The 20,450-nt window shown below is 61.6% G+C and carries 21 protein-coding genes; 14 read left to right on the top strand and 7 right to left on the bottom strand.

From position 1 onward, the window contains the following. Positions 1-78: 78 nt before the first annotated feature. The 5 genes from glcF to ABZN20_RS02550 are packed head-to-tail and all read right to left on the bottom strand — an operon-like array spanning position 79 to position 5,445. Entirely contained in the window at positions 79-1,290 is a 1,212-nt protein-coding gene (gene glcF / locus ABZN20_RS02570) for a glycolate oxidase subunit GlcF (protein ID WP_367026650.1), read from the bottom strand. Next, the gene (gene glcE / locus ABZN20_RS02565; RefSeq protein WP_367026649.1) at positions 1,291-2,352 is read right to left on the bottom strand and encodes a glycolate oxidase subunit GlcE; all 1,062 of its coding nucleotides are present in this window, start codon (positions 2,350-2,352) and stop codon (positions 1,291-1,293) included. A gap of 8 nt (positions 2,353-2,360) precedes the next feature. After that, on the bottom strand, positions 2,361-3,815 hold the full coding sequence (locus tag ABZN20_RS02560; RefSeq protein ID WP_367026648.1) for an FAD-linked oxidase C-terminal domain-containing protein: 1,455 nt from the start codon (positions 3,813-3,815) through the stop codon (positions 2,361-2,363). Between the two features lie 17 nt (positions 3,816-3,832). Further along, positions 3,833-4,546 carry a rhomboid family intramembrane serine protease gene (locus ABZN20_RS02555; RefSeq protein WP_218806559.1) on the bottom strand — a complete coding sequence of 238 codons (714 nt, stop codon included), beginning with the start codon at positions 4,544-4,546 and terminating at the stop codon, positions 3,833-3,835. After that, positions 4,543-5,445, bottom strand: a complete 903-nt coding sequence (locus tag ABZN20_RS02550; protein ID WP_367026647.1) for a hypothetical protein — start codon at positions 5,443-5,445, stop codon at positions 4,543-4,545. The genes ABZN20_RS02555 and ABZN20_RS02550 overlap by 4 nt, the downstream gene beginning before the upstream one ends. A 142-nt stretch (positions 5,446-5,587) precedes the next feature. On the opposite strand from ABZN20_RS02550, the gene ABZN20_RS02545 reads away from it, so the two are divergent. The 4 genes from ABZN20_RS02545 (at position 5,588) to ABZN20_RS02530 (ending at position 8,202) form a co-directional block, all read left to right on the top strand. Continuing rightward, positions 5,588-5,836, top strand: a complete 249-nt coding sequence (locus tag ABZN20_RS02545) for a CCDC90 family protein (RefSeq protein WP_218806557.1) — start codon at positions 5,588-5,590, stop codon at positions 5,834-5,836. A 78-nt stretch (positions 5,837-5,914) separates the two neighbouring features. Continuing rightward, positions 5,915-7,159: a sulfite dehydrogenase gene (soxC, locus tag ABZN20_RS02540; protein WP_218806556.1), complete on the top strand. Its 1,245-nt coding sequence runs from the start codon at positions 5,915-5,917 to the stop codon at positions 7,157-7,159. After that, entirely contained in the window at positions 7,146-7,682 is a 537-nt protein-coding gene (locus tag ABZN20_RS02535) for a c-type cytochrome (protein WP_255556392.1), read from the top strand. Before soxC ends, ABZN20_RS02535 begins: the two co-directional genes overlap by 14 nt. A gap of 19 nt (positions 7,683-7,701) precedes the next feature. Continuing rightward, positions 7,702-8,202: a hypothetical protein gene (locus tag ABZN20_RS02530; RefSeq protein WP_367026646.1), complete on the top strand. Its 501-nt coding sequence runs from the start codon at positions 7,702-7,704 to the stop codon at positions 8,200-8,202. Here the strand turns inward: ABZN20_RS02530 and ABZN20_RS02525 are convergent. Next, on the bottom strand, positions 8,165-9,517 hold the full coding sequence (locus ABZN20_RS02525) for an IS1182 family transposase (RefSeq protein WP_218806980.1): 1,353 nt from the start codon (positions 9,515-9,517) through the stop codon (positions 8,165-8,167). The genes ABZN20_RS02530 and ABZN20_RS02525 overlap by 38 nt on opposite strands. Before the next feature lie 121 nt (positions 9,518-9,638). Here ABZN20_RS02525 and ABZN20_RS02520 point away from each other — a divergent pair, with 121 nt between their 5' ends. The 8 genes from ABZN20_RS02520 (at position 9,639) to ABZN20_RS02485 (ending at position 17,240) form a co-directional block, all read left to right on the top strand. Next, positions 9,639-11,039, top strand: coding sequence for a hypothetical protein (locus ABZN20_RS02520; RefSeq protein ID WP_367026645.1), 1,401 nt, complete (start codon positions 9,639-9,641; stop codon positions 11,037-11,039). 145 nt (positions 11,040-11,184) lie between these two features. Beyond that, on the top strand, positions 11,185-11,472 hold the full coding sequence (locus ABZN20_RS02515) for a nucleotidyltransferase domain-containing protein (RefSeq protein ID WP_218806554.1): 288 nt from the start codon (positions 11,185-11,187) through the stop codon (positions 11,470-11,472). After that, positions 11,469-11,759 carry a hypothetical protein gene (locus ABZN20_RS02510; protein WP_218806553.1) on the top strand — a complete coding sequence of 97 codons (291 nt, stop codon included), beginning with the start codon at positions 11,469-11,471 and terminating at the stop codon, positions 11,757-11,759. Before ABZN20_RS02515 ends, ABZN20_RS02510 begins: the two co-directional genes overlap by 4 nt. 250 nt (positions 11,760-12,009) lie before the next feature. Beyond that, complete coding sequence (locus ABZN20_RS02505) at positions 12,010-12,576, top strand: GNAT family N-acetyltransferase (RefSeq protein ID WP_218806552.1); 567 nt, start codon at positions 12,010-12,012, stop codon at positions 12,574-12,576. Then, entirely contained in the window at positions 12,566-12,976 is a 411-nt protein-coding gene (locus ABZN20_RS02500) for a sugar 3,4-ketoisomerase (RefSeq protein ID WP_218806551.1), read from the top strand. Before ABZN20_RS02505 ends, ABZN20_RS02500 begins: the two co-directional genes overlap by 11 nt. Continuing rightward, positions 12,964-14,082, top strand: a complete 1,119-nt coding sequence (locus ABZN20_RS02495) for a DegT/DnrJ/EryC1/StrS family aminotransferase (protein ID WP_218806550.1) — start codon at positions 12,964-12,966, stop codon at positions 14,080-14,082. Before ABZN20_RS02500 ends, ABZN20_RS02495 begins: the two co-directional genes overlap by 13 nt. A 71-nt stretch (positions 14,083-14,153) precedes the next feature. Next, a complete protein-coding gene (locus ABZN20_RS02490; RefSeq protein WP_218806549.1) occupies positions 14,154-15,176 on the top strand; it encodes a glycosyltransferase in 1,023 nt (340 codons plus the stop codon). A 30-nt stretch (positions 15,177-15,206) separates the two neighbouring features. Further along, on the top strand, positions 15,207-17,240 hold the full coding sequence (locus tag ABZN20_RS02485; RefSeq protein WP_218806548.1) for a tetratricopeptide repeat protein: 2,034 nt from the start codon (positions 15,207-15,209) through the stop codon (positions 17,238-17,240). 50 nt (positions 17,241-17,290) lie between these two features. Here the strand turns inward: ABZN20_RS02485 and ABZN20_RS02480 are convergent, their stop codons facing one another. Beyond that, positions 17,291-17,704, bottom strand: coding sequence for a pilin (locus tag ABZN20_RS02480; protein ID WP_218806547.1), 414 nt, complete (start codon positions 17,702-17,704; stop codon positions 17,291-17,293). Between the two features lie 352 nt (positions 17,705-18,056). Here ABZN20_RS02480 and istA point away from each other — a divergent pair, with 352 nt between their 5' ends. Together istA and istB are read left to right on the top strand one after the other, a co-directional pair. Then, positions 18,057-19,595: an IS21 family transposase gene (gene istA / locus ABZN20_RS02475; protein ID WP_367025277.1), complete on the top strand. Its 1,539-nt coding sequence runs from the start codon at positions 18,057-18,059 to the stop codon at positions 19,593-19,595. Between the two features lie 26 nt (positions 19,596-19,621). Continuing rightward, on the top strand, positions 19,622-20,377 hold the full coding sequence (gene istB / locus ABZN20_RS02470; protein ID WP_367025276.1) for an IS21-like element helper ATPase IstB: 756 nt from the start codon (positions 19,622-19,624) through the stop codon (positions 20,375-20,377). Positions 20,378-20,450: the final 73 nt, after the last annotated feature.

The following is a 20,450-nucleotide window of genomic DNA, read 5'->3' as shown; positions in this document are numbered from 1 at the left end:
GAACAATCCGGTGCGCATGGCGCACATCGACCTCTCCCAGAGGAGAGGGAATGTTGTGTGACACTGCTTTCTTAGCCGTTAGTAACACCGGTCCAGCAATTCCACCCAATGCCGCACCGGCCGCCCGGTGCCGGAAGCCAGATGAGCCAGACAACCGATGTTGGCCGTGGCGATGACGTCGGGATCGCCGGCTTCCAGATTCCGGAGCTTGTCTTCCCGCAGCCTCGACGACAGCGCCGGCTGCAGCAGGGAATAGGTGCCGGCGGAGCCGCAGCAGACGGCGGCATCCGCGACCGGCGTCAGTTCGAACCCCAGTCCCTGCAACAGCTCCTCGACCAGGCCGTTCAGGCGCTGGCCGTGCTGCAGGGTACAGGGTGACTGGAAGGCTATACGGCGTTTTTGGACCGCAGGCAGCGATCGCCAGTCCTCGGCGGCGACGGCTTCGCTCAGGTCGCGCGCCAGCGCGGACACCCGCGCCGCTTTTTCCGCGTAGGCCGGATCGTCGCGCAGCAGTTCGCCGTACTCCTTCACCATCACGCCGCAGCCGCTGGCGGTGATGACGATGGCTTCGGCGCCGGCCTCGATGGCGGGCCACCAGGCGTCGACGTTGCGGCGCATGAAATCCAGCCCTTCCTCATGGGCACCGAGATGGTAGCTCAAGGCGCCGCAGCAGCCGCTTTCCGAGATCCGAATCAGCGAAATCCCTAAGCGGTCCAGCACCCGCGCCGCCGCCGCGTCGATGGACGGCGCCAGGACGGACTGGACGCAGCCGCCCAAGGCCAGCATGGTGCGCGGGTGTCTGGCCGGCGGCCAGGGCAACGCCGCCGCGGCGGGAAGCAGCTTGCGCCGCAAGGCCGGCGGCAGCAGCGGACACAGCCGGCGCGCCAGGCCGACCCAAGGCGCGAGCCTTGCCGGATACGGCAGGATCATCCGCAACAACTTGCGTTTGAACCTCTCGAGCCCCGGCCTCGGCGCCCGTTCTTCGACGATGCCGCGGGCGATGTCGGCGAGCCGGCCATAGCGCACACCGGAGGGACAAGCGCTCTCGCAGGCACGGCAGCTCAGGCAGCGGTCCAGGTGGTTTCGGGTGCGCTCCGTCGCCGGCTCGCCTTCCAGCATCGATTTGATGAGGTAGATGCGGCCGCGCGGGCCGTCGCGTTCGTCGCCGAGCAGACGGTAGGTCGGACAGGCGGCCGTGCAGAAGCCGCAATGGACGCAAGCCTTGAGGATGGCCTCGGCTTCCCGCCCTTCCGGCTTGTCTCTGAAACGATCGTCCAAACGCGCGAGCATCTACGACGCCTCCGGACACAGTCCACGGTTGAGCATCCCTGCCGGATCGAACGCCGCCTTCACCCGCCGGTGCAGGGCGGCCAGCGCCGGGGCCAGGGCGGCGCATCGCATCGCCGCGGGATTCGCGCTGCGGAACAACCGGGCATGCCCGCCCACGGCCTGGGCGGCGGCGAGCACCTCGTTCCGACCGGCGTCTGTGCGCAGCCAGCGCTGGGCACCGCCCCAGTCGATGAGCCATTCGCCGGACAGGCCGCCGATGTCCGCGGCCGGCGGCACCGACAGCCGCCATAGGTCGCCCTTTCCGGAGAAGAACTCACGCGTCTGCTCGCGCAGACCGTTCCAGAAGGTATCCGCCTCCACTGCCCGATCGCCGCCGACACGCCGGGCGGCGGCGGAAACCGCCTGCTCCGGTCCGGCCAGGCGGAGGTAAAGTCGCCCGTCCCAGGCCATGCCCGTCACCGGCAGTCCGCTTCCGCCCCAGCGGATCATCCGTTCGCGGCCTTCCGCGGACGGACATTCGAAGCACAACGTGGTCTCGCACTCGGGCCTGGGCAGCACCTTCACCGAGATTTCCAGCAGCAATCCCAGCGTGCCGAGCGCGCCGGCCATCAGCCGGGAAACGTCGAAGCCGGCCACGTTCTTCATCACCTCGCCACCGAAGCGCAGCACCTCGCCCCGGCCGTCGACCATCCGGCAGCCGAGCACCGCGTCGCGCACGCTGCCGGCCCAGGGCCGACGCGGTCCGGACAATCCGCAGGCCACGGTCCCGCCCCAGGTCGCGCCGGAGCCGAAATGCGGCGGCTCGAAGCCCAGCATCTGGCCGGACATCGCCAACGCGGCCTCGATCGCGGCGAGCGGCGTGCCGCTGCGGGCGGTGAGCACCAGTTCGGTGGGTTCGTAATGGACGATGCCGGTGTGGGCCAGAGTCGACAGGGCCCCGCCCTCGCCCGATCCCGAGTAGCAGGTTTTGCTGCCGCCGCCCTGAATCCGCAACGGCTCGCCGCGGGCGCAGGCTTCCGACACCCGCCCCGCCAGATATTCCGAGTCGTCCTGGCTACGCATTGTGGATATCAGAACCGCTCCAGCTCGGGATGGCGGAGCCGCCCGCCGTGCACATGCACCCGGCCGAATTCGGCGCAGCGCGCCAGCGTCGGAACGGCCTTGCCGGGATCGAGCAGCCCGCCGGCGTCGAACGCCGCCTTCAAAGTGTGAAACTGCCTCAGCTCCGGCGCGCCGAACTGGACGCACATCGGATTGAGCTTCTCGATGCCGACCCCATGCTCGCCGGTCACCGTGCCGCCGACCTCGACGCAGAGGGTGAGAATTTCCTCGCCCAGCGCCTCGGCGCGCTCCAGTTCGCCGGGATGGGAAGCATCGTAGAGGATCAGGGGATGCAAGTTTCCATCGCCGGCATGGAAGACGTTGCCTACGGCCAAGCCGAATTGCTCCGAAAGTTCGCCGATCCGCCCCAGCACCTCCGCCAACCGCTTCCTGGGAATCGTGCCGTCGATGCAGTAATAGTCCGCGGCGATCCGCCCGACCGCCGGGAAGGCGGCCTTGCGTCCGGCCCAGAATTTCCGGCGCTCGGCTTCGTCGCGGGATTCGCGTACTTCCGCCGCGCCGTGCGATTCCAGCACCCGGCGTGCCCGGGCGATCTCGGCCTCGACCTGCTCTGCCATGCCGTCCATTTCGCACAGCACGACGGCCGCCGCCTCGACCGGGTAGCCGGCGTGGACGAAGGCTTCGGTAGCGCGGAGCGTGAGGCTGTCCATCATTTCCAGCCCGGCCGGCAGCAGACCCGCGCCGATCACGCCGGCCACGGCGTCACCCGCCGCCTCGATGCTGCCGAACGCCGCCAGCAGCGTCCGGGCCGTTTCGGGCACCGGCAACAGTTTGACGACCACCTCGACGATCACCCCGAGCAGGCCTTCCGAGCCGTTTATCAGGGCGAGCAGGTCGTAGCCGGGACCGTCCAGCCCCAGCGAACCCAGCGTCAGCAATTCACCTTCGATGGTCAGCAGGGTGACCTGCAACACGTTGTGCACGGTCAGCCCGTATTTCAGGCAGTGCACCCCACCGGAATTTTCCGCCACGTTGCCCCCGATGGTGCAGGCCACCTGGGACGAAGGATCGGGAGCGTAATAGAGACCGAAAGGCGCCGCGGCCTCGGAAATGGCGAGGTTGCGGACGCCCGGCTGCACGCGGGCCATGCGGTTGGCGGGATCGACCGCCAGGATACGGTTGAACTTCGCCAGGCTCAGCAACACGCCCTCCGCCACGGGCAAGGCGCCGCCGGACAGCCCGGTGCCGGCACCCCGAGCCACCACCGGCACACCCCGCGAATGGCACAGACGCAGCACCGTCTGGACCTGCTCCACGGTTTCCGGCAGCACGGCGATCCAGGGCAGGACGGTGTAGGCGGAAAGCGCGTCGCATTCGAAGGGCCTCAGATCCTCCGGATCGCTCAATACGGCCTCCGCCGGGAGAACACGCTTCAATTCGCGGAGAAAGGCCGTCCGGTCCACGGTTCGCTCCGGAAAACTCACGTGCGCACCCGGCGCAAACCGGTCTCTTCAGGGGGCTCGCGCTCCGGCAACAGGAACAGCCGGTGCGTGAGCACCCCGATGATGAAGCCGCCCAGATGCCCCCACCACGCTACGTCCGCGTAGGGCGCATGGCTGGCGAAGCCGCTGGTGGCCTTGTAAAGCTGGAAGATGACCCAGGCACCGAGAAAAGCGATCGCCGGCACGGTGACGAACAGCGGCAGGAAAAACACCCAGATCACCAGCCGGGCGTAAGGGTACAGGAAGAAATAGGCCCCCATGATCCCGGCAATGGCGCCGGACGCCCCCACCGTGGGGACGGCCGACTGCGGACTGAAATAGACCTGGAGCCCCGCCGCCACCACGCCGCACAACAGATAGAAGAACAAGAACCGCACCCTGCCCATGCGGTCCTCGATGTTGTCGCCGAAGATCCACAGCAGCCACATGTTGCCGACCAGGTGGAACCAGCTCCCGTGCAGGAACATACTGGTGATGAAAGGGCTGTACACATCGGGTGGGAAGCCCGCCGTCGCCGCCCACTCCGGCAATCCGTAGCGCGCCGGCACCAGGCCGTGCAGGGTGAACAGCGCCTGCAGCGCCCTGGGCGGCAGCCATTGGGTGTAAAGATGAACCGCGAGATTGAGCGCCATCAGGCTCCACGTCACCCAGGGCGTATGGCGGCAGGGGATGGTATCGCGGTAAGGAATCACGCCGCCCTGCTCTCCGCTGCGGGCAGGCGCCGGAAATTCGCCAGTGCGTCGACGGCGCCCAGCACCGCCAGGCCGACGGCCCCGAACTGGGGCACGAAGACCAGGGCGAGATACGGCGGCAGCCAGCCCGTCCAGCCGATCCCGCGCTGGGCCACCACCCCGTGCACCACCGCCAGCCCCTGGAACGCGTACATCATGATGCCCACCAGCAGGAGGTGCATTTGGAGCGCGGGACGCCCGAAATGCGCGAGCACGAGCAGCGCCACAGCCACCGCCAGGGCGGTGCGGGGCAAGCGGAGGCGCTGGAATTCCGGTCCGAACTGGTCCGGGTTATAAAGGAGCGACTGCCACCAGCGCGCCAGGAGCAGGGTCAGAAAGGCGCTGGCCCCGACCAGGAAGGCGATGAGACCGTTCATCAGCACCAGCGTGCCGTTCTCCTCGAATCCCTGGACGGTCGCGCCTTTGACGCCCTTCACCGCATGCTGCAGCCAACTCTTCCAGAACGCGGTGGCATCGCCGGAGATCAGTTCTATGGCGATGACGCCGGCCATGCACACCGCGCCGATGAGCAGCAGCGGCGGGCCTTGCCGCCCGTCGCGATGCAGCAGGGCCGCCGCGCCCAGCACCAGCGGACCAATCAGGGCAAGCAGTGGCAGCTCCAGACCCGGCCGCGGCGGGAACAGGTAGCCGCAGGCCGCCACCGGCACGGCGACCGCCAGCGCCAGAAGGACTCCCCTCGCCGCGCCCAGGCGCAGGCCGACCAGGCCGATCGCCGCCGCGCTGAACGATGCGGCGGGGAGAAAATACAGGGACAGCACGCCCAACAGGCTCGCAATGAGGAAGGCGAACGCCGTCCCCCGCATGATCAGCCCGGCAAAGTCCCGCATGACCTCACGCATACCTCAGACCTCCGTTTCGTTGTTATGGGCTTAAGTTAACTTAGGCGGCGGACAATAAAAACCCCGGCAGGGTGGGAGGGTCCGGGAGCGTAGCGCCACTCTCCGAATTTTGTCAGACTGTACACAGCAACGAGGCGCGGATATGGCTACCATCACTTTCGATACACATAAATTCGTTCGAAAACTGACCGATGCAGGGGTTCCGACGGAGCAAGCCGAAGCTATCGCCGACGCTTTCAAAGACGCTCAGTCTGAAGCCGAACTCGCCACCAAGGGGGATATTCAAAACCTTGAACACAGGATCGATACGCTGGAGTATCGCCTGACCATCAAACTCGGTGCGTTCATCATGCTGGCGACAGGCGTCCTCATCGCGGTCATCAAACTGTAGGTCCCTTGCAGCTCCAAGCTAGCTAGGCCGTCCAACCCCGTCGTCATGCCGTTCAACCCGAAGGAACGAGAGCTCGACATGCAGAATTCCAGCGAATCGGAAGATCCAAAATCCGAATCCGGCCGCCGTAAATTCCTGAAGACGGGCTTGGCGCTGACCGGCACCGCCCTGACCGGCAGCGTCCGGGCGGCGGCGCCGCCGTGGATGACCCGGCCCGGCGCTCCGCTTTCCAATTACGGCCAGCCCTCGCCGCACGAGCGCGCCGTCATCCGCTGGGTCGCGGCCAATGCCGATGCGCCGGGAAACGGGATTTCCTGGACGCCGCTGGAACGGCTGGAAGGCATCGTCACTCCCAGCGGCTTGCATTTCGAGCGCCACCACAACGGCGTGCCGCAGATCGATCCCGCCGTACATCGGCTCGCGGTGCACGGACTGGTCGGCCAAGCCTCGAGCTTCGGCATCGACGACCTCCTGCGCTACCCGATGACCTCGCGCCTGTGCTTCATCGAATGCGGCGGCAACAGCAATGCCGGCTGGCACCGGGAGCCGATACAGGCCCCGGCGGGGAATATCCACGGCCTGGCCTCCTGCAGCGAATGGACCGGCGTTCCGCTGGCCACCGTGCTGGAGGAATGCGGCGTGCAGCCGAACGCCAAATGGCTGATCGCGGAAGGCGCGGACGCCGCCGCGATGAACGTGAGCATCCCGCTCGACAAGGCGCTGGACGACGCCCTGCTCGCCCTTTACCAGAACGGCGAAAGGCTGCGGCCGGAGAACGGCTACCCGCTGCGCCTGGTCCTGCCCGGCTGGGAAGGCGTCACCAACGTCAAATGGCTGCACCGCCTGCAGCTCGCCGACCAGCCGGCCATGGCCCGCAACGAAACCGCGAAGTACACCGAGCTGCTGCCCTCCGGCCAGGCACGCCAGTTCAGCTTCGTGATGGAGGCCAAGTCGGTCATCACCCACCCCTTCGCCGGCCAGACCCTGCCTGGCCCAGGCCTGCACCAGATTTCCGGCCTGGCCTGGAGCGGCCGGGGAACGATCCGGCGGGTGGAAGTCTCGACCGACGGCGGTCAAACCTGGCGCGATGCGACGCTGGACTCGCCCATCTTGCCCAAGTGCTTCACCCGCTTCCGCCTGCCCTGGCGCTGGGACGGTTCTCCCGCCGTACTCAAGAGCCGGGCCACCGACGAGACCGGCTACGTCCAGCCCGAACGTCAGACCCTGATCGCCGAACGCGGGCGCCATGGGTATTTCCATTACAACGCGATCGTGTCCTCGGCCGTCGCCGCCGATGGGAGCGTCAGCCATGTCTATGCGTGACCCGATCCTCGCCGTATTTCTTGCCCTGGCAAGCACTCCGGCGCTCGCCGCCCCCGAAGGCCCGCGCCTGGGACAAGCCCTGGAACCGGCCGCGATCTCCGCCCTGGACATCACCGTTTTCCCCGACGGCACCGGCCTTCCGCCAGGCCAGGGCACAGCGGTCGAAGGCAAGGCCGTTTACGATGCCAGATGCGCCGCCTGCCACGGCCCGGACGGCAGCGGCGGCAGCGCCGAGGAACTGGCCGGAGGCCGCAATCCTCTGACCAGCGCCGAGCCCGACAAGACCATCGGCACTTACTGGCCCTATGCCAGCACGGTCTTCGACTTCATCCGCCGCTCCATGCCCCTCGACGCCCCACGCTCATTAGGCAACGACGAGGTCTATGCCGTCACCGCCTACCTCCTCCACGCCAACGGCATCATCGGCGAACGCGACCGGCTCGACGCGACGACGCTGCCGAAAATCCGCATGCCGAACGCCGCCGGCTTCGTCTGGGCCTACCCCGAACGGCAATCGCCCTGAAATCCTGATCGATACGACCATGCAGTTCCCCGAAGACCAATCCCCCCGCGACCGCGAATCCATCTCCACCCACGCCGGCCTGATCCGGCAATGGCTGGACGCCAACATCCTCGAATTGGGACGCCAGGTCCGGTTCAGCTACCTGCCCCCACTCATGGTCTACCTGGCCGCCGGCATCTCCGGGCTCACCGGCATCGTCGGCACCTTCTTCGTCAAGGAATACCTGGGGCTTTCGGCCGAATTCCTCGCCGCGCTCGGCTTCTGGGCCATGCTGCCCTGGGCGATGAAGATGCCCATGGGGCACCTAGGAGTCTGTCGGACTATGGATTTACTCGGGTCGGGATTCTTGGAATCGAGAATTTTTCGGGGGCATTGGCGGGGTAGTCACCAACGTTTCGCGTCGATAACTAGACCAAGATGTGCCCCGCCTCCCCCATGGCGGCGCTATTGGTGTGTAACGCTTGGTTTTTACGTGAAGCCTGTCACGCTGCCGCCAACACGTGCATCCGCCTCAGATTGAACGCCATCGCCACCAGCTTCCATTCTCCGGCCACTGCCTCCAAGCCGCGCAGAGAGAACTGGCGGAATCCCAAGACCTGTTTGATGATGCCGAACACCGGCTCCACCGTGGATTTGCGCTTGGCGTAGCGGGCCTTCCCTGCCTTCGTTTTGAGTTTCCAGGCCATCTTCTCCACGGGATCGGTGGTTTCCGGTTCCGGGGCATCCGGAGCCAGGCGTTCCGCCAGCGGCACGTGATGGCTGTCCCGTCCCATCGCGATCAGCGGTTCGATCTGCTGTTCGCAGCAGGCGTGCACGTTGCCGGCGCTGAAGTAGCCCGTGTCGGCCAGCAGGGCTTCGGGCTTCCCCCAGGCTTCCGGCAGCTTCTCGATCTCGGCCAGCATCGGTTCGACCTGCTGCTTGTCGTTGGTCTGCTGACTGACGGTGGTGGCGACGATCAACATCGTCTCCACATCCACCGCAGCCTGGCTGTTATAGCCCTGGAGGAAACCCGCGTGGCTCGGCATGATGCGGGATTCCTCGTCGGTCAGATTGATCTGGTCGCTGGCCTTCGGCCCGGTTTCCGGCGGCTTCGGCTCCTGCCCACGTGGCTTCTTGCCCGCCTGCCGCTGGCCTTCGCGACGGGCTACCTTGGCTTCATAGTCCTGCTGCGCCCGGGCATCGCGCTCCGCGACCCGCTCCACGATCTTGGCCTTCGCCTCCGCCAGGGCCTTCAGCCGATCCTGCCGCCGCGCCAACTCCTCTGGCAGGTCGATGCCGTCCGGCTCCTCCGCCCCGTCGGCCTCCGCCGCCTTCTGCAACAAGGCCTGCACCTCCTCCCGCAACTGCGCTTCCAACTTCTCGATGTGGCCATGAGACAAGGCCTTGTGCTTGGAGGCGTTGGCCTTAATCTTGGTCCCGTCCAGGGAAATCTGCCCGAGCCTCACCAGCTTCATCGCCTGCGCCAGGCTCAAGACCTGAACGAACAGGTCCTCCAGCTCCCCCAGAAAGGTCTTGCGAAAGTGGGCCAGGGTGTCATGATCGGGATGGGTTTCCGCCGACAGAAAGCGGAAGGCCACCGAATCGTAGGTGGCCCGCTCAATCTTGCGGCTGGAGAACACCCCGGTGGCATAACCATAAACCAGCAGGGCCAGTAGTACCGACGGATGGTGCGCCGCCGACCCGCGCCCCGAGTAGCGGCTCGTCAGTCGACTTAAATCCAGCTGATCGATGACCTCGACGAGGAACCGTGCCAGGTGGTTGGCTGGCAGCCATTCGTCAACCGAGGGCGGTAGCAGATACTGCTGGTGGCGATTGACGGGGATGAAGCGGCTCATCGGGTCTCACCTTGTCGCGATCTATCCGGAATAGGCCGCTATGTTAACGGAAACAGCGGACTTCCGCCCCTCCAATCCGGTTCGAACCAGAACCGGAAAGTCCGACAGACTCCTAGTCGATTTGCTTTGGCGTCACAAGGGACGCCTGATTTATTTCGGCGCCGGGCTCGTCGCCCTGAGCCTCCTCATCATGATCGGACTGCTCGCCAAGCCGGCGGCGATGCGGGAAATCATGTCGCCCGAAAGCTGGTACGTGCTGTCCGTCCTGCTGGCCCCGATGGGCTACGTCATCCAGGACACGGTGGCCGACGCCATGACCGTGGAAGCCGTCCCCCGCGTGGACGACGAAGGCAACACCATTCCCGACGAACAGCTCAAGCTCGCCCACACCACCATGCAGACGCTGGGACGCGTCGCCATCATCGGCGGCACCCTGCTGGTCGCCGCCGTCAATGTGTTCATGTTCAGCGGGGTGGAGAGCATGGACCTGGAACAGAAAAAGCAAATCTACCTCGAAATCTACCGGCTGGCCCTCATCATCCCGGCCGTCTCCGTCGGCGGCGTCTGGCTTTCCGCGATGCTCAAGAATCGCGAGGCCCGGCGCCTCGCCGCCCAGGGTTTCGAAATGGACGCGATCGAAAGGCTGCAAAGCACGCATATCGAAACCCCGGACGTGAACTGGTGGATACTCGGCGGCAGCCTCGCTTTCCTCGCATTTTCGGTCGTCATGGGCCTGGCAGATTTCAAATTCAGCGCCGAAATCGTCTTCGCCGGCTCCATGGGCATCGTCCTGTTCCTGATGCGGCAGCTCACCGAAGACCTCGCTCCCGACGCCCGACTCGAACTCCTCGGCACGGCTGCCGTAATCTTCGTGTTCCGCGCCATCCCCACCAGCGGCGCCGGTTCCACCTGGTGGATGATCGACGAACTCGGCTTCGACCAGCAGTTCCTCTCCAAGCTGTCCCTGCTCGCCAGCGCCCTGGCCCTGTTCGGCATGTTCGTCTTCCGCCGCTTCATGGCCGAGCGCTCGGTGATCTACGTGTTCGGCGCGCTCACCGTCGCCGGCGCCGTGCTGTACCTGCCGAACATCGCCATGTTCTACGGCTTCCACCATTGGACTGCAGCGCTCACCTACGGCGTCATCGACGCCCGCGCCATCGCCTTGATCGATACCGCCCTGGAATCGCCTCTCGGCCAGATCGCCATGATCCCCATGCTGACCTGGATCGCCCGCTCCGCCCCGTCGGCCCTCAAAGCCACCTACTTCGCCGTCATGGCCGCATTCACCAATCTGGCGCTTTCGCTCTCGCAGCTCGGCACCAAATACATGAACCAGATATTCACGGTGACTCGCGAAGTGAAAGACACCGCGACCGGTGCCATCAAAATCCCCGCCGACTACAGCCAGCTCGGCGAGCTATACATCACCGTCGCCCTGCTTGGCCTGATCCTGCCGCTCACCACGATCTACCTGGTGCAGCGCAATGCGCCGCTGCTGGCAAAGCAGGAGGTGCGAGACTAAAGAAGGCCGTGCCTCCCGTCTTGGAGGAGAGGCTCCGGAATGCCAAGCGCGATTGGAGAGATACCGGCCAGGGGAAGAATGCAAAACCTTCCGTATTTCAAATAAGCAGCTAAACTACTATCCGACTCTCGCCAACGGCTTATCCATGCGCATCAGCCCGCAGACTCGCAGCGTCATCCGGCAAACCGCCGCCGAGCTGTTCGGCGACGAGGCGCGCGTCGTTCTGTTCGGTTCCAGAACCGACGACGACCAACGCGGCGGCGACATCGACCTGCCGAATATCGACGCGGAAAAACAACGCAAGAGCCTGACCTTCGTGGCCCGCCTTCAAAGACGGCCGGGCGACCAGCGGATCGACGTCCTGGTAGCCGACCCGTCGACGCCGGAACTGCCGATATACCGGATCGCGCGTGAAGCCGGGATAGCGCTGTGAACGAAACGACACTTTCGCCTTTGCGGCGTTTTCTCGCCACCCTGGACATCGTCCACCGGGAAGCACGCCATCTCGCCTGGAGCCACCGCAGGGTATTTGCCCAGCGGATCGACCTCGAATGGTTCGATAGTCTCGACAGGAACCCCGAGCGCGCCGAACAACTCGCCGAACGCCCGCCAGCCAGATCGAATCGCTCAATCGCGCGGAAAGGCTCGGTGTCATCGAAAGCGTCGACCGCTGGCTGGAGGCTCGGCAATTGCGAAACCGCCTCGTCCATGAATATATGACCGGGGCCAGCAATTTTCTCGCCAGCCTCACCCTGGCGGATAATTACGGCTCCATGCCGCTTCGGACCTATGAGAACTTCCGGCGAGATACCATCAACCGCCTTGGCGTTGCGCCAAACAAAGTGCCGCCTTCACTCGACACGATTTCTAGCCACTAAGGTTAAAAAAAGTAATACAATTCTGCGCTCTCTGCCTCTGGAAGAGGGTTGAGGCAAGGGCGCTCATATAACGATAAAGTATATGACACAAAATGCCACAACTGCAAAAAGCAAAACACCTGATAGGAAGAAGCTTAGTATTACGTAACGCGACTGTAGCCGACGCTGGTTTCATCCTATCGTTACGCACAGACAGAAGCAAGTCAAAATATCTATCATACACCCCTCCCGAAATAGAAAAACAAATTAAGTGGCTAGAAAATTATGCCACCAAATCTGACCAAGCCTATTTCATTATTGAAGACAAATTCGGAGGAGAGATTGGCGTTGTTCGTCTCTACGACCAACGCGGAGATAGCTTCTGCTGGGGAAGTTGGATACTTAAGAACAATGCCCCACAAAGTGCCGCAATTGAATCCGCCCTCATTATTTACGCCTACGCGATCAGCCACCTAGGATTTAACCAAGCCCACTTCGACGTCCGCAAGGATAACAAGAAGGTTTGGCAATTTCATGAACGATTTGGCGCTATGCGTATTGGAGAAACAGCCGACGATTATCTTTATCAAATTGGCTTGAAGGACATTACCGCTTCATTACGTCGATATAAAAAATTCCTTCCCGGCCCAATCGTGGTAGTGAACTACGATGAATCTTAAGCTCTGCGAGATACTGCATCTACCCAGGATAGAAGACCCGCGCGGCAACCTTACTTTTATCGAATCGAGCACCCACATTCCATTTGATATTGAAAGGGTTTATTATCTTTATGATGTCCCTGGCGGATCAGAGCGTGGAGGCCATGCTCACAAAAACCTACACCAGCTTATCGTCGCCATGTCTGGCAGTTTTGACGTCATCCTTGACGATGGGAAAGAAAAAAAGCGCGTTCACTTAAATCGCTCCTATTATGGATTATATGTCTGCCCCATGATATGGCGAGAGCTCGACAATTTCTCATCCGGCTCTGTTTGCATGGTATTAGCATCCAACAAATATGACGAAACAGATTATTATCGAGATTATGCGGAATTCATGAGGGCTCGGTGGCAACCATAGACGTACCCTTTTTAGATTTAGAGAAGGCTTACAAGGAATTGCAGGCCGAGATTGAATCAGCGGTACTCGCGTCGTTGCGGAAGGGTTGGTACGTCCTCGGCCCCGAAGTCGAGGCATTCGAAAAGGAATTTGGAGCCTATTGTGGGGCAGCCCATTGCATTGGCGTAGCTAGTGGTCTCGATGCTTTGCATCTTGCTCTCCGCGCTATGGGAGTTGGTAAAGGCGACGAAGTTATCGTACCCTCACACACATATATAGCCACTTGGCTGGCGGTAAGCCTATGCGGTGCCACACCCGTCCCCGTTGAGCCGGATCTTGATACCTTTAACATTGATCCCTCACGGATAAGGCCTGCCATCACACAGAATACCAAGGCGATTATCCCCGTACACATGTATGGTCAACCTGCTAATCTCGATCCTATATTGGACATCGCCCGAAGGCATCAGCTGAAAGTATTGGAAGATGCTGCGCAAGCGCATGGCGCATGCTACAAAGGTGCGCGGATCGGCACGCATGGCCTTGCCGTCGCCTGGAGCTTTTATCCGGGGAAAAATTTAGGCGCTCTCGGCGACGGAGGAGCTATAACTACCAACGACCCCGGAATTGCGAAATCGGTCCGACTGCTGCGCAATTATGGCTCCAACTCGAAATACCTTCATAACACGCAAGGTCACAATAGTCGTCTAGATGAGGTTCAAGCTGCCGTTCTGCGAGTGAAGCTGAAATATCTCGACGAATGGAACACACGACGCTCCGCCATAGCCGATCGCTACAGCACATCCCTGGAGCACTCCAATATCCGTTTTCCTGTTGTACCGAATTGGGCGACTCCTGCCTGGCATCTTTATGTGATTCGATCTCCAGAGCGTAATGTTCTACAACAGCATCTATCTAGAGCAGGAATAGGTACGCTTATACATTACCCAATTCCGCCACATTTGCAAAAGGCTTATAACCACCTTGGATACAAAGCCGGCGACCTTCCGGTTGCCGAAAGAATAGCTCAAGAAATACTTAGCCTGCCAATCGGCCCACATTTGGAACATCATCAGTTGCACAGGATACTCGAGGAGCTCAATAAAAGAGCAGATCGATTTAATTAGCGATGATCTGCAGAGATTATAATATGCTATTTGGCAGGGTCTTGAAAAATATAACCAGATTTCGACGGGCAGTGGGACGCAAAACACGCAATCCAAAAATCAGCGTCATCATAGCGGCCTACAACCACGATAAATATATATCCGAGACAGTGCAAAGTATATGGCAGCAGGGATATGACAACTTGGAAATCATTGTGGTAGACGATAATTCATCGGATGATACATTCACGATTCTGAACAATCTGAGTGAACAATCACCCGTCCCTATGGTGGTAACAAAAAATCCGACCAATTGCGGATCCGCTATCACTTTTAACCGCGCCGCCGCTCTCGCTAGCGGCGATCTACTGGCTTTATTCTCTTCCGATGATCTGTTTATACGGAATCGCTTCGAACTCCAGGCGCCAATCCTGATAAAGGAGCCAGAAATTGAGGCCGTGTATGGAAATGGCTACTGGTTTGACAGTATTACAAAGTGCCACATTGGAACAGTTCACTCCCCAGAGACAATATCGCTTCTACAAAATTATCCGGCAGATATATATGAGCATATAGTTTCAAATAAATGCGGCATCTTCGTTCAAACCGCTCTGATAAGGCGAGGCCTGTATGAAGATATTGGAGGCTGCGATGAAACAGGGCTTTCCGACGACTGGGCGCTTAACATTCGAATTTTCCGTCACTTGGCAGCAAAACGAAAACGCCACGCCTTTCATAACGACTTCGTGTTTGAGTACAGAGCACATGATGAACAAAGCTGGCGTAACGATGAACGCCAGCTTGAATCAAAGTGGAGGATAATAGAGACATATACGCCGGACAAATTCAAATTTGATGCGAGCAATAATATAATTCTTTTTCACATCAATAGCCGTTGGCCTTATCTTTCTCTTGCCGCCCGCACCAGTCAGCTTCTAAGGCTTGCTCGCTTTCACGCGTCTCTCGGCGAGTGGTCGTCTGCCATGGACTTAGCGAATCGTATTTTATCCCTTGATCCAAAAAACGAGGGGGCTAGTATGTTATTGTCATATCAGGATACGAAAGAAAAGACGGGCTTCTCTTTTGAGACTGCTGGACTTTTAGAACAACGTTAGATTATCGTAGGTATTTCGGATAGCCATATAATGGGAATATTGCGACGATTAACGGCTAGCATCTCGCTCGATCTCCGGTATGGCAGAAAAATCGCCCTTGCAGGCGACCTGATTAACTCGGAGAAGTTCGATGAGGCAGAGGAGATTGTTATATCAGTACTTGGTAGCAAACCGGCGCATGCGGAGGCACTACACCTTGCAGGCTTCATTGCTCACCGCAGAGGTGACCAGCATCGGGCGGTGGAGCTAATTTCTAACGCGATCCGACATGCTCCCGACAATAGCCTTTTTCATTTCAACCTGGGCAATGCGCTTCTGGCGTCCGGTGCCACCGAAGCAGGAATTGAAGCGCTTCAAAATTCGACGAAGCTGAATCCGGAAAGGGTGGACGCCTGGATTAACCTGGGGCTCGCGTTGATTGACGCGAAGCGTCATCCGGAAGCCGTATCGGCATTCGAACAGGTATTGGAACTTGCACCTGAACACGACGTCGATATCGCATTTGCGTCCGCACTAGTGGGTGCGGAAACGACGCGAAATGAGCCGCGAGTGCTTGACCGGGTGATCGAGCTGCTCGAGTCGAAACCCAGACATGGCTATGAACGTTATGCCGCGCGCGTCATTTTGGCGAGGGCGCTGGAACACCGGAACCGGCTCAGCGAGGCCATCGCGCAGCATCAGGCGCTGCTCGAACTGAACCCCGAACATGTCGGGATACGCAACAATCTCGCCCGCTGTCTGGTACAGCTCGGGCGCGTCGATGAAGCCAGGGAGCACTATCGACTATGCGTGAAAGCAGCCCCGGATAAGTTCCATGCGTTTTCGGCCTTGCTCGCTGGCCTGAATTATGAGCCGGACATGACCCCGGAAGCGCACGAGGCGGAACTGCGCAACTGGGAAACACTACTGGCGCTACCCCATTATCCGAAAGATCACGAATTCCCGAATGAGCGCGATCCTGAGCGCCCCCTCAAAATTGGATATCTCTCTCCCGATCTGCGGCAGCACGTGGTTGGCCACAATTTCCTGCCCGTACTCGAACACCGGAACCGGGAGCGGTTTTCGGTTGTTTGTTATCACATCGGAGAGCAGGCGGACGATCTGAGCCGCAGAATCGCCGCGCTGTCCGATGACTGGCGCCATATTCATGGGGTTTCCGACGATGAAGTTGCGGCGGCCATCCGTGAGGACCGTGTCGATATTCTCGTGGATTTGTCCGGCCATACCTCAAAAACCCAGCCCTTGGTTTTTGCCCGCAAGCCGGCTCCCGTCCAGGTGAGTTGGCTTGGCTATTTCGATACAACGGGGCTCGCCACGATGGACTGGTTCATCACCGATCCGTATTCATCACCTCCGGATCAGAAGCAGTATTTCTCCGAGCGGCTGTACCGGATGCCGCATACCCGCCTCTATTACCATCCTTATCCAGACATGCCGGAGGTGGGTGAACTGCCGGCCAAACGGAACGGCTACGTCACGTTCGGCTGTCTGAACAATCTGGCAAAGATCAATACGCAAGTGCTGGATCTCTGGGCACAGATTTTGGCTGCGTCGCCGACCAGCCACCTGCTCATCCAGACACTCGCTCTGTGCGACAAGCTCAACCTCGAGAGGTTTCGCGCTCTTTGTGTCGAACGGGGCATAGACCCCGCCCGGCTCGAACTTCGGCCTGCAACGCCACTGGAAAAGTTCGCGCATACTTATTACGAAATCGACATTGCGCTCGACCCATTTCCCTTTTGCGGCGGATTTACCAGTTTCGACGCACTGTGGATGGGCGTGCCGGTCGTCACACTGGAACAGCAGCGGCTGGTGGGTCGCCAGACTCTCAGCATGCTGAGGAACCTAGGGCTGCCGGAACTCATTGCCAGAACGAAGGACGACTATGTCGCGATCGCGCTTGGACTCAGCAGTGACTGGAAGAAACTCGAGCAATTGAGATCAGAGCTTCGGCCACGGTTCATCCAGTCTCCTCTGATCGACTACCGGGGGTTCACCGGCGATCTTGAGCGCGCTTATCGCTTCTTCTGGAAAAACCACTGCACCAATGGCTTTTCACCGTAGATAAAAAAAGCGCCCCAGAGGGGCGCTTCTGAAATTTGCAATGTTACCGATCAGCGGCACGAGCCTGGTACGTATCTGGCCGGCGCACCGGTGCACGACCAAACAGCCGACCCCATTGCCGAGTTCCAGCTTGGAGTAAGCGTAATACTTACAGCCGCACCTACGCTATCAGTTGCCGTACTTCCCTTTATTTTGACAATTCCATCGTCGCTAACGCTACCGCCCGTTATCTTTCCACCAATTTGGACTGTCAGACTGGTCCCAGAAGCGGTACAAGTACCAGCCAACTGGCATTTTTCAGTGATGTCGGTTCGATATTTCGCAGCCGTGAGAAGCAGTTCTGAAACCTTGGCCCGAACCGTATAGTCCTGGTAGGCCGGCAAGGCGACCGCGGCCAAGACGCCGATGATCGCCACGACGATCATCAGCTCGATCAATGTAAAACCTTTTTGCACCGCTTTCATATCATCTCCTTGTTTTCATCCGTTTGCAGGGACAGCGGCTTACGCCACTTGCATAAACATAGCAGAGACCGAACGTTATCGAAAGGCTTGACCGTTCGTTTTCAGGACCGTCCGCAGCCTATTGCGTATTCCGGCCCAACGTGACCGCCGATTCCGTTTGATCGTGACCGCCCATGCCGGGTGAACGTGACCGGCGATTCCGTTTGATCGTGACCGATTTTGGCCTTCCGGCCGGAATCGGTGGTCACGATGCCGGAAATCGCGGTCACGTTCCCGGAATCACCTCAGCCGCGCTGGAATTTCTCAACCCCAACAGGCATAGAGCCGCCCTTTTACTTTCGAAGGGGGCGACATGCCGGCAAAGAGGAGTTCCATGCGACACATCACCGAGATTCTGCGCCTCAAGCACGAGGCGAAGCTCAGCCACGAGAAGATCGCCCGGGCGCTGGGCGTCTCCAAGGGCGTGGTCAGCAAGTACGTGAGCCTCGCCCAGGCGAAGGGCGTTGCTTGGCCGCTGCCCGGGGCGATGGACGAGGCGGCCCTGGAGCGGTTGCTGTTCCCCGCCCCCACGGCCCCGGCGCGCTTCGTGGAGCCGGACCTGCCGCGCCTTCACCACGAGCTCAAGCGCAAGGGGGTGACCCTGCAGCTGCTGTGGGCCGAGTACGTGGCGACCCACGGCGAGGCCGCTTACCGTTACAGCCAGTTCTGCCACCGTTACCGGCTCTGGCAGGGCCAGCAGCGGCGCAGCATGCGCCAGGTTCACCACGCCGGCGAGAAGCTCTTTCTCGACTACTGCGGCCCCACCGTTCCGGTGATCGACCCCGCCACCGGCGAGCTGCGCCAGGCGCAGGTGTTCGTCGCCGTGCTCGGCGCCTCCAGCTACACCTACGCCGAGGCCACCTGGACCCAGGCGCTGCCGGACTGGATCGCCTCCCATCAGCGCGCCCTGCGCTACTTCGGCGGCACCCCCGCGCTGTGGGTGCCGGACAACCTGCGCGCGGCGGTGAGCCAGCCCTGCCGCTACGCCCCCGAGCCCAACGCCACCTACGCCGAGCTGGCCCGCCACTACGGCGCCGCCATCCTGCCGGCGCGCCCTTACCAGCCGAAGGACAAGGCCAAGGTGGAGGTGGCCGTGCAAGTCGTGGAACGGTGGATTCTGGCCCGGCTGCGCCATCGCACCTTCCACTCCCTGGCGGCCCTCAACCAGGCCATACACGAGCTGCTGGAGTCACTCAACGGCCGCCCCTTCCAGCGCCAGCCCGACAGCCGCCGCGACCTGTTCGAGTCCCTCGACCGGCCGGCCCTCAAACCCCTGCCGCTGGTGCCTTACGAGTACGCCGAGTGGAAACAGGTCAAGCCCGGCATCGACTACCACGTCGAGTTCGGCGGTCGCCTCTACAGCGTGCCCCATGCGCTGGTCGGCCAGGTGCTGGAGCTGCGCGCCACCGCCACCAGCATCGAGGTGCTGCACCGGGGACACCGCGTCGCCGCGCACCCGCGCCAGGGCGCCGGCCGCTTCTCCACCCTCCCCGAGCACATGCCCAAGTCCCACCGCGAGCACCGCCAGTGGTCACCGGGGCGCTTCATGAACTGGGCCAAAGACATCGGCGTAGCGACGCTGCACGTGGTCGAACACCAGCTCAACAACCGGCCCCATCCCGAGCACGGCTACCGCGCCTGCCTGGGCCTGCTCAATCTCGCTCGGCGCTACAGCCGAGCGCGGCTGGAGGCGGCCTGTGCGCGGGCCTTGGCCATCCAATCACCGTCCTATCGCTCCGTCAGCTCCATCCTCGACAAGGGGCTCGACCGCCAGCCGCATGAGGCCCATGACGAGACCGCCGCGGCGCTGCCGGCCCACGGCAACGTGCGCGGTCCCGACTACTACAACTGAAACCCGTTACAACAGGAGACAAAACCATGCTCACCCAGCAAACCCTGGACAAGCTCCACACCCTGCGCCTCACCGGCATGCGCGAGGCCTTCGAACAACAGCTCGAACAGCCCGCCACCCACGATCTCTCCTTCGACGAGCGCTTCGCGCTGCTCGTCGACCGGGAGCTGCTCTACCGCGACAACCGCCGCCTCAGCCGTTTGCTCAAGGACGCCAAGCTGCGCCTTGCCGCCTGCATCGAGGATATCGACTATCGCCACCCCCGCGGCCTGCATCGTCCCCCAATGGCCGCGCTCGCCGAAGGCTCTTGGCTGCGCGCCCATCACAATCTCTGCCTCACCGGCCCCACCGGCACCGGCAAGACCTATCTCGCCTGCGCCCTCGGCAATCAGGCCTGCCGCCAGGGACTAGCCGTCCGTTACCTGCGCCTGCCTCGGCTGCTCGAACAGCTCGCCGTCGCCCGCGGCGACGGCTCCTATTCCCGGCTCATGAACCAGCTCGCCCGCACCGACCTGCTCATCCTCGACGACTGGGGCATCCAGCCGCTCACCGCCTCTCAGCGCAACGACCTCATGGAGTTGATCGAAGACCGCCACGGCCTGCGCTCCACCCTCATCGCCAGCCAGCTGCCGGTCGAGCACTGGCACGACTACCTCGGCGAGCCCACCCTCGCCGATGCCATCCTCGACCGCCTCCTGCACAACGCCCACCGGCTACCCCTGACCGGCGAGTCGATGCGCAAAACCACCGCCGGCTTGACCCAACGTGACCGGTCCAAGTAAAAAACCAACCTCCAGCGCGGCATGAGATCCCCGGCGGTCACGATCACCGGAATCAACGGTCACGTTCGCCGGA

The sequence above is a fragment of the Methylococcus sp. ANG genome, from assembly GCF_040730495.1.
Lineage (GTDB): Bacteria > Pseudomonadota > Gammaproteobacteria > Methylococcales > Methylococcaceae > Methylococcus.
This window is presented reverse-complemented; position numbering and strand designations above follow the sequence as displayed.

Bases quoted from the DNA above. Each gene is read 5' to 3' on its own strand.
- glcF (WP_367026650.1), bottom strand. From the start codon at position 1,290: ATGCTCGCGCGTTTGGACGATCGTTTCAGAGACAAGCCGGAAGGGCGG.
- glcE (WP_367026649.1), bottom strand. From the start codon at position 2,352: ATGCGTAGCCAGGACGACTCGGAATATCTGGCGGGGCGGGTGTCGGAA.
- ABZN20_RS02550 (WP_367026647.1), bottom strand. From the start codon at position 5,445: ATGCGTGAGGTCATGCGGGACTTTGCCGGGCTGATCATGCGGGGGACG.
- ABZN20_RS02545 (WP_218806557.1), top strand. From the start codon at position 5,588: ATGGCTACCATCACTTTCGATACACATAAATTCGTTCGAAAACTGACC.
- soxC (WP_218806556.1), top strand. From the start codon at position 5,915: ATGCAGAATTCCAGCGAATCGGAAGATCCAAAATCCGAATCCGGCCGC.
- ABZN20_RS02535 (WP_255556392.1), top strand. From the start codon at position 7,146: ATGTCTATGCGTGACCCGATCCTCGCCGTATTTCTTGCCCTGGCAAGC.
- ABZN20_RS02530 (WP_367026646.1), top strand. From the start codon at position 7,702: ATGCAGTTCCCCGAAGACCAATCCCCCCGCGACCGCGAATCCATCTCC.
- ABZN20_RS02525 (WP_218806980.1), bottom strand. From the start codon at position 9,517: ATGAGCCGCTTCATCCCCGTCAATCGCCACCAGCAGTATCTGCTACCG.
- ABZN20_RS02515 (WP_218806554.1), top strand. From the start codon at position 11,185: ATGCGCATCAGCCCGCAGACTCGCAGCGTCATCCGGCAAACCGCCGCC.
- ABZN20_RS02505 (WP_218806552.1), top strand. From the start codon at position 12,010: ATGCCACAACTGCAAAAAGCAAAACACCTGATAGGAAGAAGCTTAGTA.
- ABZN20_RS02500 (WP_218806551.1), top strand. From the start codon at position 12,566: ATGAATCTTAAGCTCTGCGAGATACTGCATCTACCCAGGATAGAAGAC.
- ABZN20_RS02485 (WP_218806548.1), top strand. From the start codon at position 15,207: ATGGGAATATTGCGACGATTAACGGCTAGCATCTCGCTCGATCTCCGG.
- ABZN20_RS02480 (WP_218806547.1), bottom strand. From the start codon at position 17,704: ATGAAAGCGGTGCAAAAAGGTTTTACATTGATCGAGCTGATGATCGTC.
- istA (WP_367025277.1), top strand. From the start codon at position 18,057: ATGCCGGCAAAGAGGAGTTCCATGCGACACATCACCGAGATTCTGCGC.
- istB (WP_367025276.1), top strand. From the start codon at position 19,622: ATGCTCACCCAGCAAACCCTGGACAAGCTCCACACCCTGCGCCTCACC.